Origin of the sequence: Klebsiella sp. OBRC7 (assembly GCF_000293135.1) — a bacterium.
In the GTDB taxonomy this organism is placed as follows: Bacteria; Pseudomonadota; Gammaproteobacteria; order Enterobacterales; family Enterobacteriaceae; genus Klebsiella; species Klebsiella michiganensis.
Genome location: NZ_ALNJ01000138.1, coordinates 1 through 20,061, shown reverse-complemented (window position 1 = coordinate 20,061; position 20,061 = coordinate 1). Strand labels below are relative to the sequence as shown.

General features: G+C 50.7%; 19 protein-coding genes, 1 tRNA gene and 2 pseudogenes. 15 read left to right on the top strand and 7 right to left on the bottom strand.

Annotation, left to right across the window (positions count from 1 at the left end; translation table 11 throughout):
• Window positions 1-14: 14 nt before the first annotated feature.
• From HMPREF1144_RS25985 to ecpR, 3 genes are all read right to left on the bottom strand, one after another.
• Window positions 15-683: a hypothetical protein gene (locus tag HMPREF1144_RS25985; protein WP_004848094.1), complete on the bottom strand. Its 669-nt coding sequence runs from the start codon at window positions 681-683 to the stop codon at window positions 15-17.
• 59 nt (window positions 684-742) lie between these two features.
• Window positions 743-1,330 (bottom strand): common pilus major fimbrillin subunit EcpA, encoded by a 588-nt coding sequence (gene ecpA, locus HMPREF1144_RS25980; RefSeq protein ID WP_004848092.1) that lies wholly within the window; start codon window positions 1,328-1,330, stop codon window positions 743-745.
• A gap of 153 nt (window positions 1,331-1,483) precedes the next feature.
• Complete coding sequence (ecpR, locus tag HMPREF1144_RS25975; RefSeq protein WP_004848088.1) at window positions 1,484-2,026, bottom strand: ECP biosynthesis operon DNA-binding transcriptional regulator EcpR; 543 nt, start codon at window positions 2,024-2,026, stop codon at window positions 1,484-1,486.
• A gap of 927 nt (window positions 2,027-2,953) precedes the next feature.
• Between ecpR and phnC the strand changes: the two genes are divergently transcribed.
• The 4 genes from phnC (at window position 2,954) to phnE (HMPREF1144_RS25955) (ending at window position 6,580) form a co-directional block, all read left to right on the top strand.
• A complete protein-coding gene (gene phnC / locus HMPREF1144_RS25970) occupies window positions 2,954-3,796 on the top strand; it encodes a phosphonate ABC transporter ATP-binding protein (protein ID WP_009654517.1) in 843 nt (280 codons plus the stop codon).
• A 23-nt stretch (window positions 3,797-3,819) separates the two neighbouring features.
• Window positions 3,820-4,761 (top strand): phosphonate ABC transporter substrate-binding protein, encoded by a 942-nt coding sequence (gene phnD, locus HMPREF1144_RS25965; RefSeq protein WP_009654530.1) that lies wholly within the window; start codon window positions 3,820-3,822, stop codon window positions 4,759-4,761.
• Window positions 4,762-4,829: 68 nt separating this feature from the next.
• Entirely contained in the window at window positions 4,830-5,702 is an 873-nt protein-coding gene (phnE, locus tag HMPREF1144_RS25960; RefSeq protein WP_004848084.1) for a phosphonate ABC transporter, permease protein PhnE, read from the top strand.
• Window positions 5,699-6,580 (top strand): phosphonate ABC transporter, permease protein PhnE, encoded by an 882-nt coding sequence (gene phnE / locus HMPREF1144_RS25955; protein WP_009654520.1) that lies wholly within the window; start codon window positions 5,699-5,701, stop codon window positions 6,578-6,580. Before phnE (HMPREF1144_RS25960) ends, phnE (HMPREF1144_RS25955) begins: the two co-directional genes overlap by 4 nt.
• A gap of 99 nt (window positions 6,581-6,679) precedes the next feature.
• Here the strand turns inward: phnE (HMPREF1144_RS25955) and HMPREF1144_RS25950 are convergent, their stop codons facing one another.
• On the bottom strand, window positions 6,680-7,342 hold the full coding sequence (locus tag HMPREF1144_RS25950) for an HAD family hydrolase (protein ID WP_004848080.1): 663 nt from the start codon (window positions 7,340-7,342) through the stop codon (window positions 6,680-6,682).
• Between the two features lie 110 nt (window positions 7,343-7,452).
• Window positions 7,453-8,262 (bottom strand): sulfite exporter TauE/SafE family protein, encoded by an 810-nt coding sequence (locus HMPREF1144_RS25945; protein WP_009654527.1) that lies wholly within the window; start codon window positions 8,260-8,262, stop codon window positions 7,453-7,455.
• 100 nt (window positions 8,263-8,362) lie between these two features.
• Between HMPREF1144_RS25945 and HMPREF1144_RS25940 the strand changes: the two genes are divergently transcribed.
• Window positions 8,363-9,160, top strand: a complete 798-nt coding sequence (locus HMPREF1144_RS25940) for an AraC family transcriptional regulator (protein ID WP_009654519.1) — start codon at window positions 8,363-8,365, stop codon at window positions 9,158-9,160.
• On the opposite strand, the pseudogene HMPREF1144_RS25935 reads toward HMPREF1144_RS25940, so the two are convergent.
• Window positions 9,159-9,479, bottom strand: a pseudogene (locus tag HMPREF1144_RS25935) (LysR family transcriptional regulator); the annotation flags it as partial. The gene HMPREF1144_RS25940 and the pseudogene HMPREF1144_RS25935 overlap by 2 nt on opposite strands.
• Window positions 9,480-9,809: 330 nt before the next feature.
• On the opposite strand from HMPREF1144_RS25935, the gene HMPREF1144_RS25930 reads away from it, so the two are divergent.
• Window positions 9,810-10,373: a C40 family peptidase gene (locus HMPREF1144_RS25930; protein ID WP_004848069.1), complete on the top strand. Its 564-nt coding sequence runs from the start codon at window positions 9,810-9,812 to the stop codon at window positions 10,371-10,373.
• Window positions 10,374-10,434: 61 nt separating this feature from the next.
• Here HMPREF1144_RS25930 and phoE read toward each other — a convergent pair whose 3' ends face one another.
• The gene (phoE, locus tag HMPREF1144_RS25925) at window positions 10,435-11,487 is read right to left on the bottom strand and encodes a phosphoporin PhoE (protein WP_004129421.1); all 1,053 of its coding nucleotides are present in this window, start codon (window positions 11,485-11,487) and stop codon (window positions 10,435-10,437) included.
• Window positions 11,488-11,777: 290 nt separating this feature from the next.
• Between phoE and proB the strand changes: the two genes are divergently transcribed.
• The 9 genes and pseudogenes from proB to HMPREF1144_RS33835 all read left to right on the top strand — a co-directional run.
• Entirely contained in the window at window positions 11,778-12,881 is a 1,104-nt protein-coding gene (proB, locus tag HMPREF1144_RS25920) for a glutamate 5-kinase (protein WP_004848066.1), read from the top strand.
• A 10-nt stretch (window positions 12,882-12,891) separates the two neighbouring features.
• Entirely contained in the window at window positions 12,892-14,145 is a 1,254-nt protein-coding gene (gene proA / locus HMPREF1144_RS25915; protein WP_004848065.1) for a glutamate-5-semialdehyde dehydrogenase, read from the top strand.
• A gap of 112 nt (window positions 14,146-14,257) precedes the next feature.
• Window positions 14,258-14,333 (top strand) — tRNA-Thr (locus HMPREF1144_RS25910).
• Between the two features lie 175 nt (window positions 14,334-14,508).
• Window positions 14,509-15,723, top strand: a complete 1,215-nt coding sequence (locus HMPREF1144_RS25905; protein ID WP_001412614.1) for a tyrosine-type recombinase/integrase — start codon at window positions 14,509-14,511, stop codon at window positions 15,721-15,723.
• Between the two features lie 148 nt (window positions 15,724-15,871).
• Window positions 15,872-16,729 carry a DUF6387 family protein gene (locus HMPREF1144_RS25900; protein WP_001412615.1) on the top strand — a complete coding sequence of 286 codons (858 nt, stop codon included), beginning with the start codon at window positions 15,872-15,874 and terminating at the stop codon, window positions 16,727-16,729.
• A gap of 90 nt (window positions 16,730-16,819) precedes the next feature.
• Window positions 16,820-17,026 (top strand): helix-turn-helix transcriptional regulator, encoded by a 207-nt coding sequence (locus HMPREF1144_RS25895; RefSeq protein ID WP_001075424.1) that lies wholly within the window; start codon window positions 16,820-16,822, stop codon window positions 17,024-17,026.
• A gap of 380 nt (window positions 17,027-17,406) precedes the next feature.
• Window positions 17,407-18,612: a site-specific integrase gene (locus HMPREF1144_RS25890; protein ID WP_009654528.1), complete on the top strand. Its 1,206-nt coding sequence runs from the start codon at window positions 17,407-17,409 to the stop codon at window positions 18,610-18,612.
• Between the two features lies 1 nt (window position 18,613).
• Window positions 18,614-19,927, top strand: a complete 1,314-nt coding sequence (locus tag HMPREF1144_RS25885; RefSeq protein WP_042928550.1) for a tyrosine-type recombinase/integrase — start codon at window positions 18,614-18,616, stop codon at window positions 19,925-19,927.
• Window positions 19,924-20,061: pseudogene (locus HMPREF1144_RS33835) on the top strand (hypothetical protein); the annotation flags it as partial. The gene HMPREF1144_RS25885 and the pseudogene HMPREF1144_RS33835, both read left to right, overlap by 4 nt.

Sequence of the window (20,061 nt, the reverse complement as noted above, 5' to 3'; positions counted from 1 at the left end):
GTCAGAAGAAATGTCTATTTCACGGGAACAAACTGCTCGCCCTGCCAGAGCGCGACCCGTCCTTTTTTATCCGCTACATTCACGCGCGTGAAGCGCCGCTCTTTTCCCGGCATCAGGAAATAATTTTCCTTGCACTCTTTACCGTCAGCCGGCTTCAGACACGGGCCGTAGGCAAGAATCCGCAACGTCGCGTTACCGGTATTGACCAGCGTGCCGTTGGCGTACTGATATCGGAAGTTGGCTTTTCTTGGCGCGACCACCAGGATGGTGCCGATCCGCGCCGAGGCCGTCGCTACCGCGCTGCGGGTCGAGCCATTGCGCTGAGCATCGCTGAGCGCCTGATCGAACCAGACAATGCGGTAATAGCGCTCTTTATCGTCCGCCGGGCCTTTGTAGAAAAAGCGGATCACGTCGCTGGCCTTCGCGGGCAGCAGCAGACTGGCGGGGGTCAGTAAAATCTCGTCCTGCTTATCCATCGGGATCACCTTGCCACCGTCCAGCGGCGAAGAGAGGCGTTCCATATGGATGTTTATTAAGCGACCGCTGTCGGTCGTGTTCTTGATCTCTTTGCTCAGCGTGCTGCTGCCGCTGTTCATAAATGAAGAGATATCGCCCACATCCAGCGCCAGGGCTGGCGTCATTGTGCTGAGCAACAGGCTGATGGCCAGAATGTGTTTTTTCATATGAATTCAATCCGTGAAATAAGGCAGGGGGAGCCCCCCTGCCTGGTGCTACGAGAGGATCAGCTGGTCCAGGTCGCGTCGAACTGTACGCTGACGTCGCCGCTCCAGATACCTTCCGGCAGCGTGCTGTAGTCAGTAACGGCAGTGGTGCCATCGGTGGTGCCGCTGATGATGGAGAACGTGAAGCCGTCCTGAGCGGTGGTGCGACCGGCGACGTTATAGCCGTTAGACAGCGCGCTGAGGTTGCCGCCCAGGGTGCCCGCCGCGGTGTCGATCATGGTGGTGTCAGCCGTTTTTTCGACCGCTGCGCCGTTGTAGTCAACGCCCACGCTCAGGGTGGAACCAGAGGTATCCAGCTGAGTCAGGGTGTTGGTGATCAGACGAGAGGTCAGCTTGAATGCGGTCGCGGTGGCGTCACCTTCGATAGCCACATCAAACAGGCCTTTCTGTGAGTTAAAGCCTTTAACCCCTTCGGCATACTGGAAAGCCAGGCTGCCCAGCGGGGTCACCACCAGCTTGCTGGTAGTGTCTTTTTTGGCGGTTGCGGACCAGGTAGCGACTGCCTGAGCAGTAACGTCAGCTGCCTGAGCGACACCCATACCGGCAAACGCGGTTACCAGAGCAATTGCAAGAACCTTTTTTTTCATAGCTTTTTCATCCTGAGTTTATTAAGGGACCTGATGTCCCACGTCTGTGTGCATTCCCGCCATAGTTCAGGCCGCATCATTATTATCTGCGACGCAAATTATTTTGGGTGTTACGACCTGGTGCACAATTTTAAAAACAACGTTTATTACCAATTACAGCGCTAACTTATATATCTTTGAATACAGTTTTGCCTCGGCATTTCGCCGATGGGTATAAACCGTTTTCACACTACAATTTTCAATCTTGGCAATAGATTTCGGGTGCATTCCCTGTGCCGTCATCCGAATTATTTGCATTTCCCTGTTGGTAATTTTGTCTTTCTTTATATCTTTACGTAGAAAACGGCCGTTGATAACGTATGCCAGCTCCTGACGAATATCCTTGGCTAAGTCCACATAGACCACGCCACGAATAGCACCATTGTAATACCAGTAGTTGGCCAGCGCTTCCGAGCGCCTCGCGGCAATTAATACAATTTGCTTGCCTTTCATTTCAGCCAGCCACTCGCTATCGCGGCGAATAAAATAATTGAGTGAACTGGCGCTAAGATTAATAAATATAAACTCCCGGCGTACCTTTTCAAGCGACAGGTAAATCAGGTCATCAATATCAATAATTAGCTCAGCGAGTCCTTTTAAAAAATAGCTGTCATGCGCTGGCCAGATGCACTGGTCCAAAGAATATTTATAATCCATATAAAGTTAAACCCCATAGTCCTGGAAATCTTGAACTTATCACAACACTGCTGATAGCCCAGGCCTGCAAAGTCTAAGTCAGCAAATTCCCTCTTTAATATATTCAATCAAAATTCAAAATAGTATTGCCACAAACAAAGAACACTAAATGACTTGCTTGTTTCTTGTGTTACCAAATTTAGGATTTTTCGCTATGTGTGTCAATAAGTGCGCAAAGGGCTAATTACCGGCCAGGTCAATTTAAGTCAGAAGAATAAAAATAAGGATATTGAGTTAAACACAAAAATCATTGTTTTTCATATGGTTATTGGGGGGATATGCGTAGATTCTTAAGTGAATATTATATGTTCCAGGATCTTAGCCATTAGTTGTTAAGACTATTCTTAACCGCACTTTTATTTTAAAAAGCGAAAAAACCGAGTAAATTCAAAAAATAAGAACATAAAACCAATAAACAACACAAAATCAGTGGTTAATTTCATTAATTAGCGGAAATAATGGAATTACACGCCGCACAAAAGGGATGGTCACCGACTAAAAATTTCCCGCCGCGGATCGTAATCAAACACGAAAAGATTATCTATTCGCTTAAACCGACTCAGATATAAGAGTTGCACGAGCGTCCAGAGACGTCCCGTTGTACCCGCGGCGATAGCGTTCCCCGGCTAATGTCGCATAGAACGCGTCATCTTTATCAGAGGGAATACGTATCATTATTAATCTCATGCGCTATCGCGTATTAAAGGTAGGCAGAGTATTCACAGACGCCCGATTGCCGATGCAAAAGTGTGATCCATGACGAACTTTTTTTCCAATAAATCGGCCAACTTTCGCATCCGTTCACTATTTGTTCGCCTTACTGTCATCCGGCAGTCATATAAAACACCATTAATAGTGCCCAGTTTACTGACGAACCTGGACGCATTTATGAACAGTTCCCTGGCTGCGGTGGCAGAAACCGATTATCAACCGTTTACGCCGCCCTTTACCGACCGGCAGCGTAAGGTCCTGAGCGTACGCAACCTGAGCAAATCCTACAGCGCGCAGCAAACCGTACTGGACGGCATCAGTTTCGATCTTCATGCGGGCGAGCTGGTTGGCGTCATTGGCCGCTCCGGCGCCGGAAAGTCAACGCTGCTGCACGTACTGAACGGTACCCACAGCGCCAGCGGCGGCGAGATCCTCAGCTATCCGGAAGTGGGTACGCCGCAGGACGTATCAAAGCTGTCGGGCCGCGCGCTAAACGCCTGGCGCAGCCAGTGCGGCATGATCTTTCAGGATTTCTGCCTGGTCCCGCGTCTCGACGTTTTGACCAACGTGCTGCTGGGTCGCCTGAGCCAGACCTCCACCCTGAAATCATTATTCAAAGTTTTCCCCGACGCGGACCGCGCCCGCGCGATCTCCCTGCTGGAATGGATGAATATGCTGCCGCACGCGCTACAGCGGGCGGAAAACCTCTCCGGCGGCCAGATGCAGCGCGTGGCGATTTGCCGGGCGCTGATGCAAAACCCGGGTATTTTGCTGGCCGATGAACCGGTCGCTTCTCTCGACCCGAAAAATACGCAGCGGATTATGAATGTCCTTCGCGAAATTAGCGAACAGGGTATCAGCGTGATGGTAAACCTGCATTCGGTGGAACTGGTGCGTGAATATTGCACGCGGGTCATCGGCGTAGCCAAGGGCAAGATTATTTTTGACGATCATCCCACGCAGCTGAATCAGGATATTCTGCATCGGCTGTACGGCGATGAAATTAGCCAATTGCATTAAATTTCACTCACACGGGCAAAATAATGAAAAAGTACATCACTGGCGCAGTTCGTTTATCCGCAGCGGTTGCAGGCATTATGATGGCGTGGCAGGCAAGCGCTGCTGAACAACCGAAGGAATTAAATCTGGGCATCCTTGGCGGTCAGAACGCAACCCAACAAATTGGTGATAACCAGTGCGTTAAACAGTTTCTTGATAAGGAGCTGAAGGTCGATACAAAATTACGTAACTCTTCCGACTATTCCGGCGTGATTCAGGGATTGCTGGGCGGAAAAGTTGACGTGGTCTTAAGTATGTCGCCGTCATCATACGCTTCCGTTTATATTAACAACCCTAAAGCCGTCGATATTGTCGGGATTGCCGTAGATGATAAAGATCAATCCCGCGGCTATCACTCGGTGGTGATTGTCAAAGCCGACAGTCCGTATAAAAAGTTAGAAGATCTGAAAGGCAAAGCGTTTGGCTTCGCCGATCCGGACTCCACTTCCGGCTTTTTAATTCCCAACCACGCCTTTAAACAGCAGTTCGGCGGCACGTCGGATAATAAATATAATAACTTCTTCTCCAGCGTGACCTTCTCCGGCGGCCACGAGCAGGATATTCTGGGCGTGCTGAACGGTCAGTTTGCCGGCGCGGTGACCTGGACCTCGATGGTGGGTGATTATAATAGCGGCTACAGCGTCGGCGCCTTCAACCGACTGATTCGCATGGATCATCCGGATTTGATGAAGCAAATCCGCATTATATGGCAATCGCCGCTGATCCCGAACGGCCCAATCCTGGTCAGCAATTCCCTGCCTGCTGACTTTAAGGCCAAAGTCGTCACCGCGATTAAAAAGCTGGATACCGACGATCACGCCTGCTTTATCAAAGCGATGGGCGGCACGCAGCATATCGGCCCGGGCAGCGTAGCCGATTTCCAGCAAATCATTGATATGAAACGCGAACTGGTTACCGCGCGTTAATCCCGCCCTGACGCCGTCGTCCGGCCAGTCTCGCGGGCGGCGGCGACTCGTTGAAGACACAGCGACGCATGAATAATACCCATACCGAATTCGAACGCTATTACCAGCAGGTCCGCTCGCGGCAAAAGCGCGACACCTTTAGCTGGTCCCTGCTGCTGCTGGCGCTCTATTTTGCCGCGGGCAGTATGGCCGAGTTTAATCTCTTTACTATCTGGCACTCGCTGCCCAATTTTCTCGATTACATGTTCGAGACGCTGCCGACGCTGCACGTCACCGACCTGTTTGCCGATTCGCACACTAAAGGCTCTCTGGCTTACTGGGGCTATCGTCTGCCCATTCAGCTGCCGCTTATCTGGGAAACGCTGCAGCTGGCGCTGGCGTCCACGCTGGTGGCGGTGGCGATTGCCACCCTGCTGGCGTTCGTTGCGGCCAACAACGCCTGGTCCCCTGCCCCGCTGCGTTTTGCCGTCCGCGTGCTGGTGGCTTTTCTGCGCACTATGCCGGAGCTGGCGTGGGCGGTGATCTTCGTGATGGCTTTTGGTATCGGGGCGATCCCCGGCTTTCTGGCATTAATGCTCCATACCATCGGTAGCCTGACCAAGCTGTTCTATGAAGCGGTAGAGAGCGCCCAGGATAAACCGGTACGCGGCCTGGCCGCCTGCGGCGCGTCGCATCTGCAGCGTATCCGCTTTGCCCTGTGGCCGCAGGTGAAACCCATCTTTCTCTCCTACGGCTTTATGCGCCTCGAAATTAACTTCCGCTCCTCAACGATCCTCGGGCTGGTGGGCGCGGGCGGCATTGGCCAGGAGCTGATGACCAATATCAAACTGGACCGGTACGATCAGGTCAGCATTACGCTGCTGTTGATTATTATCGTGGTATCGCTGCTGGATATGCTATCCGGCCGCCTGCGGCAGTGGGTTCTGGAGGGGAAAAAATGAGTCAGTGGCAAAATCAACCGGATATCGCCGCCAGCCGTCGCCAGCATCGGCATTTATACCAGACCCAGGGGCGCTATCTGCGCTACGTCGGCCTGCTTGCGCTGGCCAGCGTCCTCTACTATGTCTGGTTCTTTATGCAGTTCGGCATCAGCGGCGAGCAACTCACCACGGGGCTGCAGCAAATCAGCCGCTATCTGCTACGGATGTTCGTCTGGCACGACTTTTTCAACTGGCCGTTTCGCTATTACTTCACGCAAATCGCCATTACCCTGGCGATTGTTTTCGCCGGGACGCTTACCGCGACGGTCATCGCCCTGCTGCTCTCGTTTCTGGCGGCGCGTAATATTATGCGCGGCCTGATTCCGGGAACGATCGCTCTGCTGATGCGCCGCTTGTTCGACGTGCTGCGCGGTATCGATATGGCTATCTGGGGGCTGATTTTTGTCCGCGCCGTGGGGCTCGGGCCACTGGCCGGGGTGCTGGCGATAATTATGCAGGATACCGGGCTGCTGGGCCGACTGTACGCTGAGGGGCACGAGGCGGTTGACCGCTCGCCGGGACGCGGCCTGACGGCGGTGGGGGCGAACGGTTTGCAGAAGCACCGTTTCAGCATTTTTACCCAGTCTTTCCCAACGTTCCTGGCGCTGAGCCTGTATCAGATTGAATCGAATACCCGTTCCGCCGCGGTGCTCGGCTTTGTCGGCGCGGGAGGCATTGGCCTGATTTATGCGGAAAATATGCGTCTGTGGAACTGGGACGTAGTGATGTTTATTACCCTGCTGCTGGTGGCGGTGGTGATGGCGATGGATACGCTGTCCGCCTGGCTGCGCCGCCGCTATATCGGCGGCAGCGTGGTGCCGCTGTTTAAAGCTGATTAGTTTTTTCCCCGGAGGCGGTGCTGCGCACCTGTCCAGGCTACCCAAACGGCACGAAAAGTAGCCCGGGTAAGGCGTTTACGCCGCGACCCGGGGGAAAAATCACAGCCGCCACGCCAGCACCGGCCACCGGTGCTGCGCGTTCGCCGCCGCCAGCTGCGGGCACGGATTGACCAGCCGTACGCGATCGGCATGCAGGCACAGCGGCAGGTCGTTGATCGAGTCGGTGTAAAAGGTCACCTCCCCCGAGTATTCAGGATGCGCCTGTTGCCACTGCGCCAGGCGCAACACCTTCCCCTGCTGATAGCTTGGCGTACCGGCAATCACGCCGCTATAGCCGCCGTCGGCCATCTCAACGTCAATCCCCAGCGCCTGTTCGATACCCAGCTGCGCCGCCACCGCCTGCACCAGCAGGCTGACCGAGGCCGAGATCACCAGCATCTGCTCGCCCTTAGCCTGTAAAGTCCGAATCAGATCCCACGCCTGGGGATACACGCGCGGCATAATCTCGTCGCGCACGCAGCGCGCCAGCAGCGCGTCCACGTCCCGCTTTGCGACGCCAATCAGCGGCGCCTGAATCAGAGCCACATAATCGGCAATATTCATTTCGCCGCGGTCGTAGTCGTCCATCAGCCTCGCTTCCCGCGCCAGGTAATCGGGATCGTTTACCCAGCCTTCGCGCACCATAAAGCGGCTCCATAGCGTACTGCTGTCGCCCTTAATTAACGTATTATCCAGATCGAAAATGGTCAGCGTTTTACCCATCGTTTATTTTCCCTTATCGGCCACGGTGCCTCGCGAGAGCATGCGCAAGAAAAATGACAGCAGAATGACCCGGGCTACTCTCGGATGGATGCGCAGCGCCGCGTCCCTCATTATCCCCACACGCTCATCACCAGCAGCACGGCAATCAGCAATAGCGGATAAATTCGCACATGCCAGCGGTCCGGTAAACGCGCCAGCCAGCGGGAGGCGATTTTTAACCCCAGCCAGCTTCCCACCACCAGCTGCGCCGCCGCCGACAGCCAGATATTGCCGACAAACCCATTCGGTAACGCCACCGGCGACAGCCAGGCCATCAACAGCCAGGTTAGCGTCGCCGTTGCCGCCAGCGGCAGCGTCAGCGCGTTGGCCATCCCCGCCGCTTCAGCCATCAGCACGCCGCGACGGCGCATCAGAGGGACGGTCATCACGCTTCCACCCACGCCGAGAAAAGAGGCGATCAGGCCAATGATCCCCCCTACCGTTAGCTCATGCGGCACCGTCGGTATCACCCGGCGGGATGGCGGGGTCATAAATCCGGCGCGAAGGTAGCAATCGGCAACGGTTGCCAGCAGGTAGATAACGAACAGCCAGCGGATCCACGCCCCGCTCGCCTCAAGCGCCAGCAGCGCGCCCGCCGTTCCGCCAACGGCAATGCCGGTGAGCATGGCCCATAAGCGGCGCCAGCAGAGGGTACCGGTACGCGCGTGTTGCCAGCTCGCCAGCAGCGCGGAGCAAAGCATGACCAGCGCCGAGGTGGCGACGGCGATGTGCATCGCCTGTTGCCCGACGACGCTTTGCGCGCCCCACGCGCCGGTCACCAGGAGATAGAGCAGCGGGACGGTGACGAAACCGCCGCCGAAGCCAAAGAGCCAGGTGGTCACGCCGGAAAGTATGCCGCACAGAAAAAGCCAGTCGCTCATTCGCACTCCTCCACAAAAGGAGGTAACGATATAGAATAACGCCGTGGCCGGCTTACGCTTTAAAGCCAATCTATTACGAATTTCAGCCAGGGCTATCTTCATGCGCAACGTTGCGATTAATGACGTCGACCATCTTCCTCGCCGGGTGCTGGCGCTGGGCAGCGACTATCCGCCCAACACGCTTCTGGAGCGACATAGCCACCGCCGGGCGCAGTTTCTGTACGCCATGCACGGATTAATGAAGGTCGAAACGGACGACGGCCAGTGGCTGGTGCCGCCGTTCAGCGGGGTCTGGATCCCGGCGACGAAACCGCATCGCGTCTGGATGCCCGGCGTCAGCACCCACAGCCTGTATATTGACGCGCGGGTCGCCCCGCGGGAAAGCGAACGCTGCGAAGTCTTACAGGTTTCTCCGCTGACCCATCAGCTGCTGCTGGCCGCCTGTCAGCTACCGCTGCTGTATGACGAGAGCGGGCGCGATGCCGCCCTGATTGCGCTGCTGCTCCATGAACTGCGCGCCGCCGCGCCGCTGCCGATGTTTACGCCACTTCCGCAGAACAGCCACCTCGCGGCGCTATGCGGCGATTTTCAGCGCCAGCCGAGCATCCGCAGTACGCCGCAGCAGTGGGCGCAAAAACTGAGTAAAAGCGTACGCACGTTTAATCGTCTGTTTCGCCGGGAGACCGGGATGGCGTTTTGTGACTGGCGCCAGCAGGCATGCCTGATGTACGCCATGACGGCGCTGCGTGAGGGGCGTTCGGTTACCGAAGTCGCGCTCAGTCTGGGCTATGAGTATCCGGCCGCCTTTACCGCGATGTTCCGCAAAGCGATGGGCTATTCGCCGATGGCGTTTATCCGCCAGATAAACGGCGGACCGGCACACGCCAGCCCGCCGTAGTCGCCAGATCCTGATGCAGAGCCAGCCAGTTATCAATCTGAAAGCGCACCCTCGCCTGCGGCAAAAGCGGTGAAACTCGCCGATGGCGGTCGGAATCAGCCTCACGGCGGGGGCCGGGCAGCAGCTTTTGCCTGTGCAGGGTGAGCGTCGGTAGCTTGCTCTGGCGATCGAATAACGGATGGCCGACGCTCTGCTCCAGCGCCTGAATGCTGCGGCTGAACGCCGACTGCGACAGGCACACCGCCTCCGCCGCGCGATTAAAACTGCCGTATTCAACTAACGCGACAAAGTTGCGCAGTTGGCGAAAATCCGGATGCATTAGCCCGCCCCACTCTCTTTTTTAGGGTACAAAAGTACTGGAGGGCAGCGTGGCGGCGCAATGGCGGGATGATGAGGATCTTTCACCTTGCGCTGAAGCGGAACAGACGCGCGACGCGTGGATGTTTGTGAAATATTGTTTCACAGAGAAAAAATTTATTAATGGCAAATGAGGCGCTCCCGGCCAAAATAAAGACCGCCGATGTTCACCGCGTATCCGACCTATATTATTTACGTAAGGTTTCGTAAATTTTGCTTTTGGTCATTCTGAGGCCGTAGCGAATCGGCTATAAAATATCACGGCCCGTTTTCAGTGACGAAAAACAATGATATGAAGCCCAGACTCTCTCACGCGCTATTATTGGTTCCTTTTTTGCTTTTGGCAGGATGTTCATCCTCATCGAAACCGCATAAAACCGCCGCCCAGAGTAGCCACGCGACCATCGACGGAGGTTCTGACGATCTGATCCCGGTGATCGCCGCGCTGCACGATCAGATGCATACCTGGGAGGGAACGCCCTACGAGTGGGGCGGGACGGAGCAAAGCGGGGTCGACTGCTCCGGGTTTGTCTGGCGTACGCTCAAAGATCGCTTCAACCTGCCGATGGAGCGCATCACCACCCGCGAACTGCTGCATATGGGAGAACGCGTGAGCCCGCGGCAGCTGCGGCCGGGAGATTTGGTTTTCTTCCGCATTAAAGGCGGCATGCACGTCGGCTTCTATGATACCGACCGTAATTTCCTCCATGCCTCCACCAGCCAGGGCGTGATGCGCTCTTCGCTGGATAATCCGTACTGGCAATCGGTATTTTATCAGGCGCGCCGCCTGCCGAAGGAATATAACGCGCAGATCACGATGAATAACGATAATTTGCATCTGGCGAAAAACCGTTAATCAGCAAGAATAAAGCCGCCCTGTCACCACGGCGGCTTTATTGTTTTTTACCGGCGACAGCTTAGAACTGGTAGGTCATACCGACAGCGACGATATCGTCATCGTTGATCCCGAGCTTATTATCGCTCTTCAGCTGGTTGATTTTGTAATCCACAAAGGCGTTCATGTTTTTGTTGAAGTAATAGGTCACGCCAACGTCAATGTAGTTGACCAGGTCTTCGCTCCCCACGCCCTCAATATCCTTGCCTTTTGACAGCACGTAGCCCAGGGACGGACGCAGGCCGAAATCGAACTGGTACTGCGCCACGGCTTCAAAGTTCTGCGCTTTATTGGCAAAACCGCCGCTGATTGGCGTCATTTTGCGGGTTTCTGAATACATGGTCGCCAGGTAGATATTATTGGCGTCATATTTCAGGCCGGTCGCCCAGGCTTCCGCTTTTTTACCCGTGCCGCGGGCCAGCAGGTTCTGATCGTTCGTGCGATCGGAGCTGGTGTAGGCCGCGCTGACGGCGAAGTCGCTGCCGCCGAAATCGTAGCTTAAGGCGGTACCGAAGCCGTCGCCGTTCTGTTTCTTGGCTTCACGGCCTTCGTTTTTCCCCTGATATTGCAGGGTCAGGTCCAGGCCATCCACCACGCCGAAGAAGTCGGTATTGCGGTAGGTTGCCAGGCCGCTGGCGCGTTTGGTCATAAAGTTATCGGTCTGCGCGGAAGAGTCGCCGCCGAATTCCGGGAACATATCGGTCCAGGCTTCAACGTCGTACAGCGCGCCGAGGTTACGACCATAGTCAAATGAACCGTAGTTTTTGACTTTCACGCCGGCGAACGCCAGACGCGTTTTCTGCGAAGAGTCGCTTTCAGTTTTGTTGCCGGAGAACTCCGATTCCCAGCGGCCGTAGCCGGTCAGATCGTCGTTAATCTGCGTTTCGCCTTTGATGCCGAAACGAACGTAGGTCTGGTCGCCATCTTTGCTGTCATAGTCGCTCATATAGTGCATCGCTTTGACTTTGCCGTAGACGTCCAGTTTATTGCCATTTTTATTATAAACTTCTGCCGCCTGCGTAGCCGAAGAAGCAATAAGACCCATCATCATTAATGCCAGTGAGCTCTTTTTCATTATTCAGTCCTGGTGATTTATTTATACGCGCTAATCAATTCCGGGCGGAAGCCCCGTCAAAAACTGCAGGTTTTTTAACGCTCTAATATTAAAAATTTATGACAATATGGAACTTTTTCTAAAAAAGGGTATTAAATTATTTCCGTCATGAATTTGTCACACTTCCCCGCCAGAATGCCCGATCCGCGCAAGGAAGTGGTTCGTCCACCACGCCAGGTGTTGGCAAGCGGGCTGACTCCTGTTACAACATCAACTCGATATCGAAACTCCTTTTTGAACGGCAGAGAATCATGAGTGATAGCCAGACGCTGGTGGTAAAACTGGGCACCAGTGTTTTAACGGGCGGATCCCGCCGCCTGAACCGCGCCCATATCGTTGAATTAGTGCGCCAGTGCGCGCAGCTGCACGCGATGGGTCATCGAATTGTGATAGTCACTTCCGGGGCGATCGCCGCCGGACGTGAGCACCTCGGCTACCCGGAACTGCCTGCGACCATTGCGTCGAAACAGCTGCTGGCGGCGGTCGGCCAGAGCCGTCTTATCCAGCTGTGGGAACAGCTGTTTTCTATTTATGGTATTCACGTCGGCCAGATGCTGCTGACCCGCGCCGATATGGAAGACCGCGAGCGTTTTCTCAACGCCCGCGATACCCTGCGCGCGCTGCTGGATAACAATATCGTGCCGGTCATTAATGAAAATGACGCCGTGGCGACCGCCGAGATTAAAGTCGGCGATAACGATAATCTTTCGGCGCTGGCGGCGATCCTCGCCGGCGCCGATAAACTGCTGCTGCTGACCGATCAGCAGGGCCTGTTCACCGCCGACCCGCGCAACAACCCGCAGGCCGAGCTGATTAAAGACGTTTACGGCATCGATGACGCCCTGCGCGCCGTCGCGGGCGATAGCGTGTCCGGTTTAGGTACCGGCGGTATGGGTACCAAACTGCAGGCGGCCGACGTCGCCTGCCGCGCGGGCATCGATACCATTATCGCCGCCGGTAGCCGTCCGGGGGTGATTGGCGACGTGATGGAGGGCATCTCCGTCGGGACCCGCTTCCACGCCCAGGAATCGCCGCTGGAAAACCGCAAGCGCTGGATTTTCGGCGCGCCGCCGGCGGGCGAAATTACCGTGGACGCCGGCGCGACCCAGGCAATTCTCGAACGCGGCAGCTCCCTGCTGCCGAAAGGGATTAAAACCATCACCGGCAACTTCTCGCGCGGTGAAGTGATCCGCATTCGCAGCCTTGAAGGCCGCGATATCGCCCACGGCGTCAGCCGCTATAACAGCGATGCGCTGCGCCGCATCGCCGGGCAGCACTCGCAGCAGATCGATGCCATTCTGGGCTATGAATACGGCCCGGTCGCCGTCCACCGTGACGACATGATTATCCGTTAAGGAGCTGAAAATGCTGGAACAAATGGGCATTGCTGCCAAAGCGGCCTCGTACAAACTCGCGCAGCTTTCCAGCCGCGAAAAGAACCGGGTGCTGGAAAAGATTGCCGACTATCTTGAAGCGCAGACCGACGCGATCCTGCGGGCTAACGCTGAGGATCTGGCGGAAGCGCGCGCCAACGGTTTGAGCGAGGCGCTGCTTGACCGCCTGGCGCTCAACCCGGCGCGCCTGAGCGGGATTGCTAACGATGTTCGTCAGGTCTGCAGCCTGGCGGACCCGGTCGGTCAGGTGATCGACGGCGGTCTGCTGGACAGCGGCCTGCGCATTGAGCGTCGCCGCGTGCCGCTGGGCGTGGTGGGCGTAATTTATGAAGCCCGTCCGAACGTGACCGTCGACGTCGCCTCTTTGTGCCTGAAAACCGGCAACGCGGCGATTCTGCGCGGCGGTAAAGAGACCTGGCGCACCAACGCCGCCACGGTGAAAGTAATTCAGCAGGCGCTGCAGGAGTGCGGCTTACCGGCGGCCACCGTGCAGGCGATTGAGAGCCCGGATCGCGCGCTGGTCGGCGAGATGCTGAAGATGGATAAGTATATCGATATGCTGATCCCGCGCGGCGGCGCAGGTTTGCATAAGCTTTGCCGCGAGCAGTCGACGATCCCGGTGATCACCGGCGGTATCGGCGTCTGCCATATTTATATCGACCACTCCGCCGACGTGGCCGAAGCGCTGAAGATTATCGTTAACGCCAAAGTGCAGCGCCCGAGCGCCTGTAACTCGGTCGAAACGCTGCTGGTGCATCAGGATATCGCCGAACGCTTCCTGCCCGCGCTGAGCAAGCAGATGGCGGAAAGCGGCGTTAGCCTGCACGCCGATGCGGCCTCCCTGCCCGCGCTGCAAAACGGCCCGGCCAGCGTAGAGCCGGTGAAAGCGGAGCAGTATGACAATGAGTATCTGTCGCTGGATCTGAACGTGAAGGTGGTGGCCGATCAGGATGAAGCGGTAGCGCATATTCGCGAGCACGGCACCCAGCATTCCGACGCCATCCTGACGCGCACCCTGGGCAACGCGAACCGCTTTATCAACGAGGTGGATTCCTCGGCGGTGTACGTCAACGCCTCTACCCGCTTTACCGACGGCGGCCAGTTTGGCCTCGGTGCGGAAGTGGCGGTCAGCACCCAGAAGCTGCACGCGCGCGGCCCGATGGGCCTGGAAGCCCTGACAACCTATAAGTGGATTGGTTTCGGCGACGATACCATTCGTTCTTAATGCCAATTGGGTGATGCAAAAGTAGCCGTTTGATTCGCAAGGGCATTGACGCATCACCCACTTAGTTTTAACCTTCTATCCCGTGCTTACGCTCGTCAGCACATCTTGCAGGGCCGATATAGCTCAGTTGGTAGAGCAGCGCATTCGTAATGCGAAGGTCGTAGGTTCGACTCCTATTATCGGCACCATCCTACCTATTTTAACGTCTCCCTAAGTCTACTCAAACACCCTTTAAATCCTTATAATACGCCGTTTCACGGCCCTTGTTGTCTCTGCTCGTCTACTCACGTTCACGAAAATCTACGGTGAGTTGGGGGCATCGGTGGGGGCATGTTGTATTCGGTCTAGAGGAGATGCCCCCAAATGAAGCTCAATGCCAGACAGGTCGAGACTGCCAAGCCTAAAGATAAACCCTATAAGTTAGCAGATGGTGGGGGCATGTATCTGGAGGTGTTCCCTAACGGCACCAAAAGCTGGCGCATGAAATACCGTATCGCAGGTAAAGAAAAACGTGTGGTGTTTGGTGTTTACCCGACCATTACCTTAGCTGATGCCAGAAGCAAAAGAGATGATGCTAAAAAGCTGCTGGTTAATGGCGTTGATCCGAGTGCGTTTAAGAAAGAAAGCAAACTAGCCCAAATCGAAGAAGTAAAAAACACCTTTCAGCAAATTGCGCTCGAATGGCACAACATGAAAGTGAAGAAATGGTCTGCGGGATATGCCTCTGACATTCTTGAAGCCTTCAACAAAGATGTCTTCCCGTTCATCGGTCAACGTCCTGTTGCAGACATCAAGCCGTTGGAATTGCTTAACGTGCTTAAAAAGATGGAAGAGCGAGGTGCGACTGAGAAAGCTAAGAAAGTACGTCAGCGGTGTGGTGAAGTGTTTCGCTACGCCATAGTTACAGGCAGAGCCGAGTATAACCCCGCACCAGATCTCACCAGTGCTATGCAGGGGCATGAGTCTAAACATTATCCATTCCTGACCATTGAGGAGCTTCCAGCCTTTTTTAAAGCCCTTGCTGGCTACTCTGGTAGTGAGTTGGTAGTGTTAGCCGCCCGACTAATGATCATCACTGGTGTTCGAACGGGTGAATTACGTGGTGCGTTATGGTCTGAAATTTATACTGATAAAGGGTTATGGGAAATTTCTGCCGAACGCATGAAAATGCGGCGTCCTCATATTGTTCCGTTATCCGTGCAGGCATTGGAAATTATTGAAAAAATCAGGGCAATGACTGGTAATTTTCATCTAATGTTCCCCGGTCGTAATGATCCAAGTAAAACAATGAGCGAAGCCAGTATCAATCAGGTGTTTAAGCGAATTGGCTATACCGGCCGCGTTACGGGGCATGGATTCCGTCATACCATGAGCACCGTTCTTCATGAACAAGGCTACAACACCGCATGGATTGAAACCCAGCTTGCGCATCTTGATAAGAATGCTATCCGTGGTACCTATAACCATGCGCAATATCTTGATGGCAGACGTGAGATGCTGCAATGGTATGCTGACTATATGGATAGCCTTGAGAATGGTGGCAATGTGATGCATGGGACGTTTAATCGACGTGCATAGAGGAAGCTGATGCTGAACTAAGGGCTATGTCTCGGTAGAGCGTAGCTCTTTTTTATGACTGCATTTTTTATAATTATTGCTTCTGGTCGCTCAGATGAGTTCAACTATCCATTTCTGAATGGAATAACAAAGGCACCAAATGGCAATCATGAGAAACTGGTCAACGGAACACACCAAAGAAGTTAAAAAATGGTTGGATATCAATACCTATCGAGGATTTGAAGATCTGACTCTCATACAGCTTTACCATGAGCTGCTTGCAAGGACACTGTTCTTTAAGCCTTATCATGAGGAATTCGAAGCGAAAGCCGTGAACCTCTATATTGACCGAATTTTCAGCGGAAAACCGTTTCTTATTACAGAGCAACATCTCGGATACCTCACGAGAGAGGACACCCTTTACCAACCCCCACATTTCTTTTTGACCACGACAGAACGGCTGGCTCAGCTCAGCATCGTTGGATTACGGAATTCATTATTTTTCTGGGATGGAAGTGATGAGTATTCGGTTAACCGTGAATTTCTCGATAGCCCTGTATCCGAAGCTCTCCCTAAGCTGTTCAGAGATACTGTCATGGTCGAAATAGACCTTGCGAATGGAACTGATGAGGAAATAGCTGAATCTTTGAAAGCCGCGCTACCTCAATGGCGTAAAGTACGGGGCATTGAAGCCGATACATCTGATTCGATCAGGTTTGGCTATGGAACCATCAAGAAAATCATCAACTACAGACTCATACCCATGATTGACATCCTTGTATGGTCTACTCTGCACAAGGTTCGCATATCAGAAGATCGACTTTCACGCCTCCTTTACACCGACGATGATGATGAAGAACAGACCCGCCTCAATCACCAAATTCGGGACACAGACAGACCACTGGCGATAAAAGCAGCCAGTATACCTTTCATCCGTCAGTTCCATCTGTTCATCAACAAAAACAGTCATCTCAAAAACATCAGAGTTTCAGACGTGATGAAAATCGCGGATTCTGATAAAGACTGATATCCATACCCTTGGCGATCTGAAGGTCGCTCTTTTTGCTGGTGATTCAATCGTATATTCATTTCCGTCAACATAGATGAGGGAAATACCATGAATCAGCCATGCACACGTCTTATCCGCCTGTCAGAAGTGATGAATAAAACCGGATTTGGTAAGGCTTGGATTTATCGTCTTATCAGCCAAAATCGGTTTCCACAGCCTGTAAAGATCGGTATTCGTGCTATTGCTTTTATCGAAAGCGAAATCGATGAATGGATTCAATTAACTATAGAGAATTCAAGAAAGCATGTTGCTTAAGAGGAATGTTGCTACATCGATCTTTTAACTTTTAATAATATTAAGAAAATAAATTTATAGGCCTTATAAGTTCACTGACTGAGTTTCAAAAAAAACGAGGTTTTGTAAAGTTTAAATCTAAAAAATTACTATATTTAACGGAATTCTTTACTTTTTTTCTGGCAGAGCTTTTGCTATAAGGTTTAGAGATGGTTTTCTTAATATCGGGTATGGATACTTTTTACTAGCCGTACCTGTTTATTTGACGTCAAATATTTTTTTTCAAGCCATTAATATATATACCAAATAAACTAAAGTCATTGTAAAAAATTTGAATTATTTTGAATTGGAATATATTTAATAAGTGAGAGTGATATTAATTTGTAAAGAATGAGGTCAAAATGGGATATAAAGTAAAGAAATTCATCATGAGTAATGGGGAGCGAGGATGCCTGATCCTTGATAAAAATAGTAATTTACCAGCTTACTATCAAAATCTATTTCTTACTACAGACATAAGAAATAGAGGCGCAACCGCCTCAACTATGGAAATAGTTGCAACTAACTTACTAATTTTTAGTAATTTCTTAGATAGTAGGAAAATTAATATAGTTGAGAGAATTGAGCTTAAAAAGTATCTCAGTGTTGCAGAAATAGATGATCTGGTAAGATATGCGAAACAAAGATTCGATAGACAAAAAATTATAAATATAAAATCAGCAAGTAATAAGTTTATTGCGAAGAGAACCTTTAGTTATAGAGTACACGTTTTTTCACGCTACCTTAAGTGGTTATGTGGATTAGTTCATTCGTCAAAGGGGATTCATGCAAAGTATGAAGTAGAAGTATTTATTGAAAGTATCAGAGCACATATTCCAAGAAACAGTTCATTGAATATGAATGAAATATCTGAAAAATCGTTAAACGAAGAAGAGATCAATGTGCTTTTCCGTCTATTGGAAATTGGCGGGATTGAAAACCCTTTCCATAAGGAAGTACAGGTCAGGAACAGACTAATATTTACCTTGCTCTTAAATTTAGGTTTAAGGGCTGGAGAGTTGCTCAATCTTAAAATAGATGATTTTGATCTCAGAGACAACACTTTAAGTGTAGTCAGAAGACATGATTCAAAAGAAGATGGAAGATCTTATCAACCATTAGTAAAGACTGGAGAAAGGGTTATTCCGTTATCTGATGAGTTAGCCAGTGAAATTTTTGATTACATAAGCAATAGCAGGGAAAAAATGACAAAAAGGAAAAAGCATAATTTCTTATTGGTGGCTCATTGCACCGGAAAAAACGCAGGAGAACCCTTAAGCATTTCAGCTTATGAGAAGGTGATATCAACACTGAAACGAGCAAGTCCAAAGCTATATAATCTTTCAGGTCATAGGTTAAGGCACTCTTGGAATTATATGTATTCTAAAGGAATAGAAGGCGCTGAATTAGAATATAGTAGAAGGAAAGATTTAAGGAATTATCTAATGGGTTGGTCAAAGGAGTCAATCATGTGTGATAGATACAATTTTAAATATATATCCCAACAAGAGAAGGATGTCGTCCTAAAGGTCTATAAATCAGTAAGTAAAATAATTAGTGGGGTTTAATGTGGAAATCAAATGTATTGAAAGTGAGCAAATTTTTTTTGCTAAGATGAATAGATATAGTTTCAAACTGTCAGATAAGAAATGGCAACTTGATAAAGAAAACTGCGTATACCCTCATAAAGTTGTAGATATAATGCCTACAAAAATGAAACTTAGCTACTTAAAAACATTAGCTTACTATGCGTCTGAATATAGTTCTTTTTATATACAAAATATTAACACTCTATTTTATAAGTGGTTTGGTGCAATAACCATCGATACGATTGATGACAAAGCAATATATCAATTGAATGTTTATTTAGGTTCAGAAAGAAACTACAAACTAAACTTAATTAAGGCTTTCATCATTAAATGGAAAAATCTCAATTACCCTGGGGTAGAAGCGACTGCCATTAGAATGCTGGAGAAAATAAAAATCATTCCAAACCAAACAGGAGATGCAGTTAAAAGACGAGATCCAAATAAAGGACCTTTAACTGAAACGGAATTCAATAACATCATTAACGCCGTTGGAAAATTTTATCATGAGAAGAAAATTCAATGCTTTTTGTATTGTTATATCCTTTTGCTGGCAATAACAGGAAGAAGGCCATTACAATTAATATCTCTAAAAGCTAAAGATCTCATTAAAAATGAGAGAGGGTGCTTTTTGAATGTACCAAAAGTAAAACAAAGAAAATGTTTCAGAAAAGAATTTAACATGGTTATGATAGAACCGTTCTTATATGACAGCTTATCAATGCTAATTAATCAAAATCAGGCGTTTGTTGAAGATAAATTCAGTGTTGGGATTAGTAACTATAGAGGCGAATTACCAATCTTCATGAATTTAGATAAGATTACGGAAACAAAAAGGATTGAGGATTTTTTATATGATTTAACAACAGATTTTTTCCATATGAAAAATTCAGTTATGTCAAAACTATTAAAACACTTTCCGTCAAAATTCGATGTTAGGTCAGAAAGGACTAACAGCTATATAGAACTTAATGCTAGAAGATTCAGATATACGTTAGGAAGTCGACTGGCTAATGAAGGAGCCTCAATTGAGGTGATTGCTAAAGCGTTAGATCATAAATCAGTAAACTCTTCTATGATATATATAAAAAATAATCCTGACAACGTTTATGACATCGATAAGAGACTAAGTGCGTTTTTTAACCCCTTATCTAATATACTTATGGGCATAGAGATTGAAGAAAACAAGAACTTTTTTATCAAGTATGTTTCAGATGCATTTTTCTTATTGGAAGATACGAAAGAGGATTTGAAATGTTTAACGTGTAAAAAATTCAATCCCTGGAGAGCATTATGAACAATATATTTATTTTTGAACCAAGCAATAAAAACAACCCTCACGATAATGTTATTAAGTTTATCGAGTTTTGTAAGAGTACTATTTCTAATAATAATTTAACAACTTCATGGGAAAGCAATAAATGGAAAGGT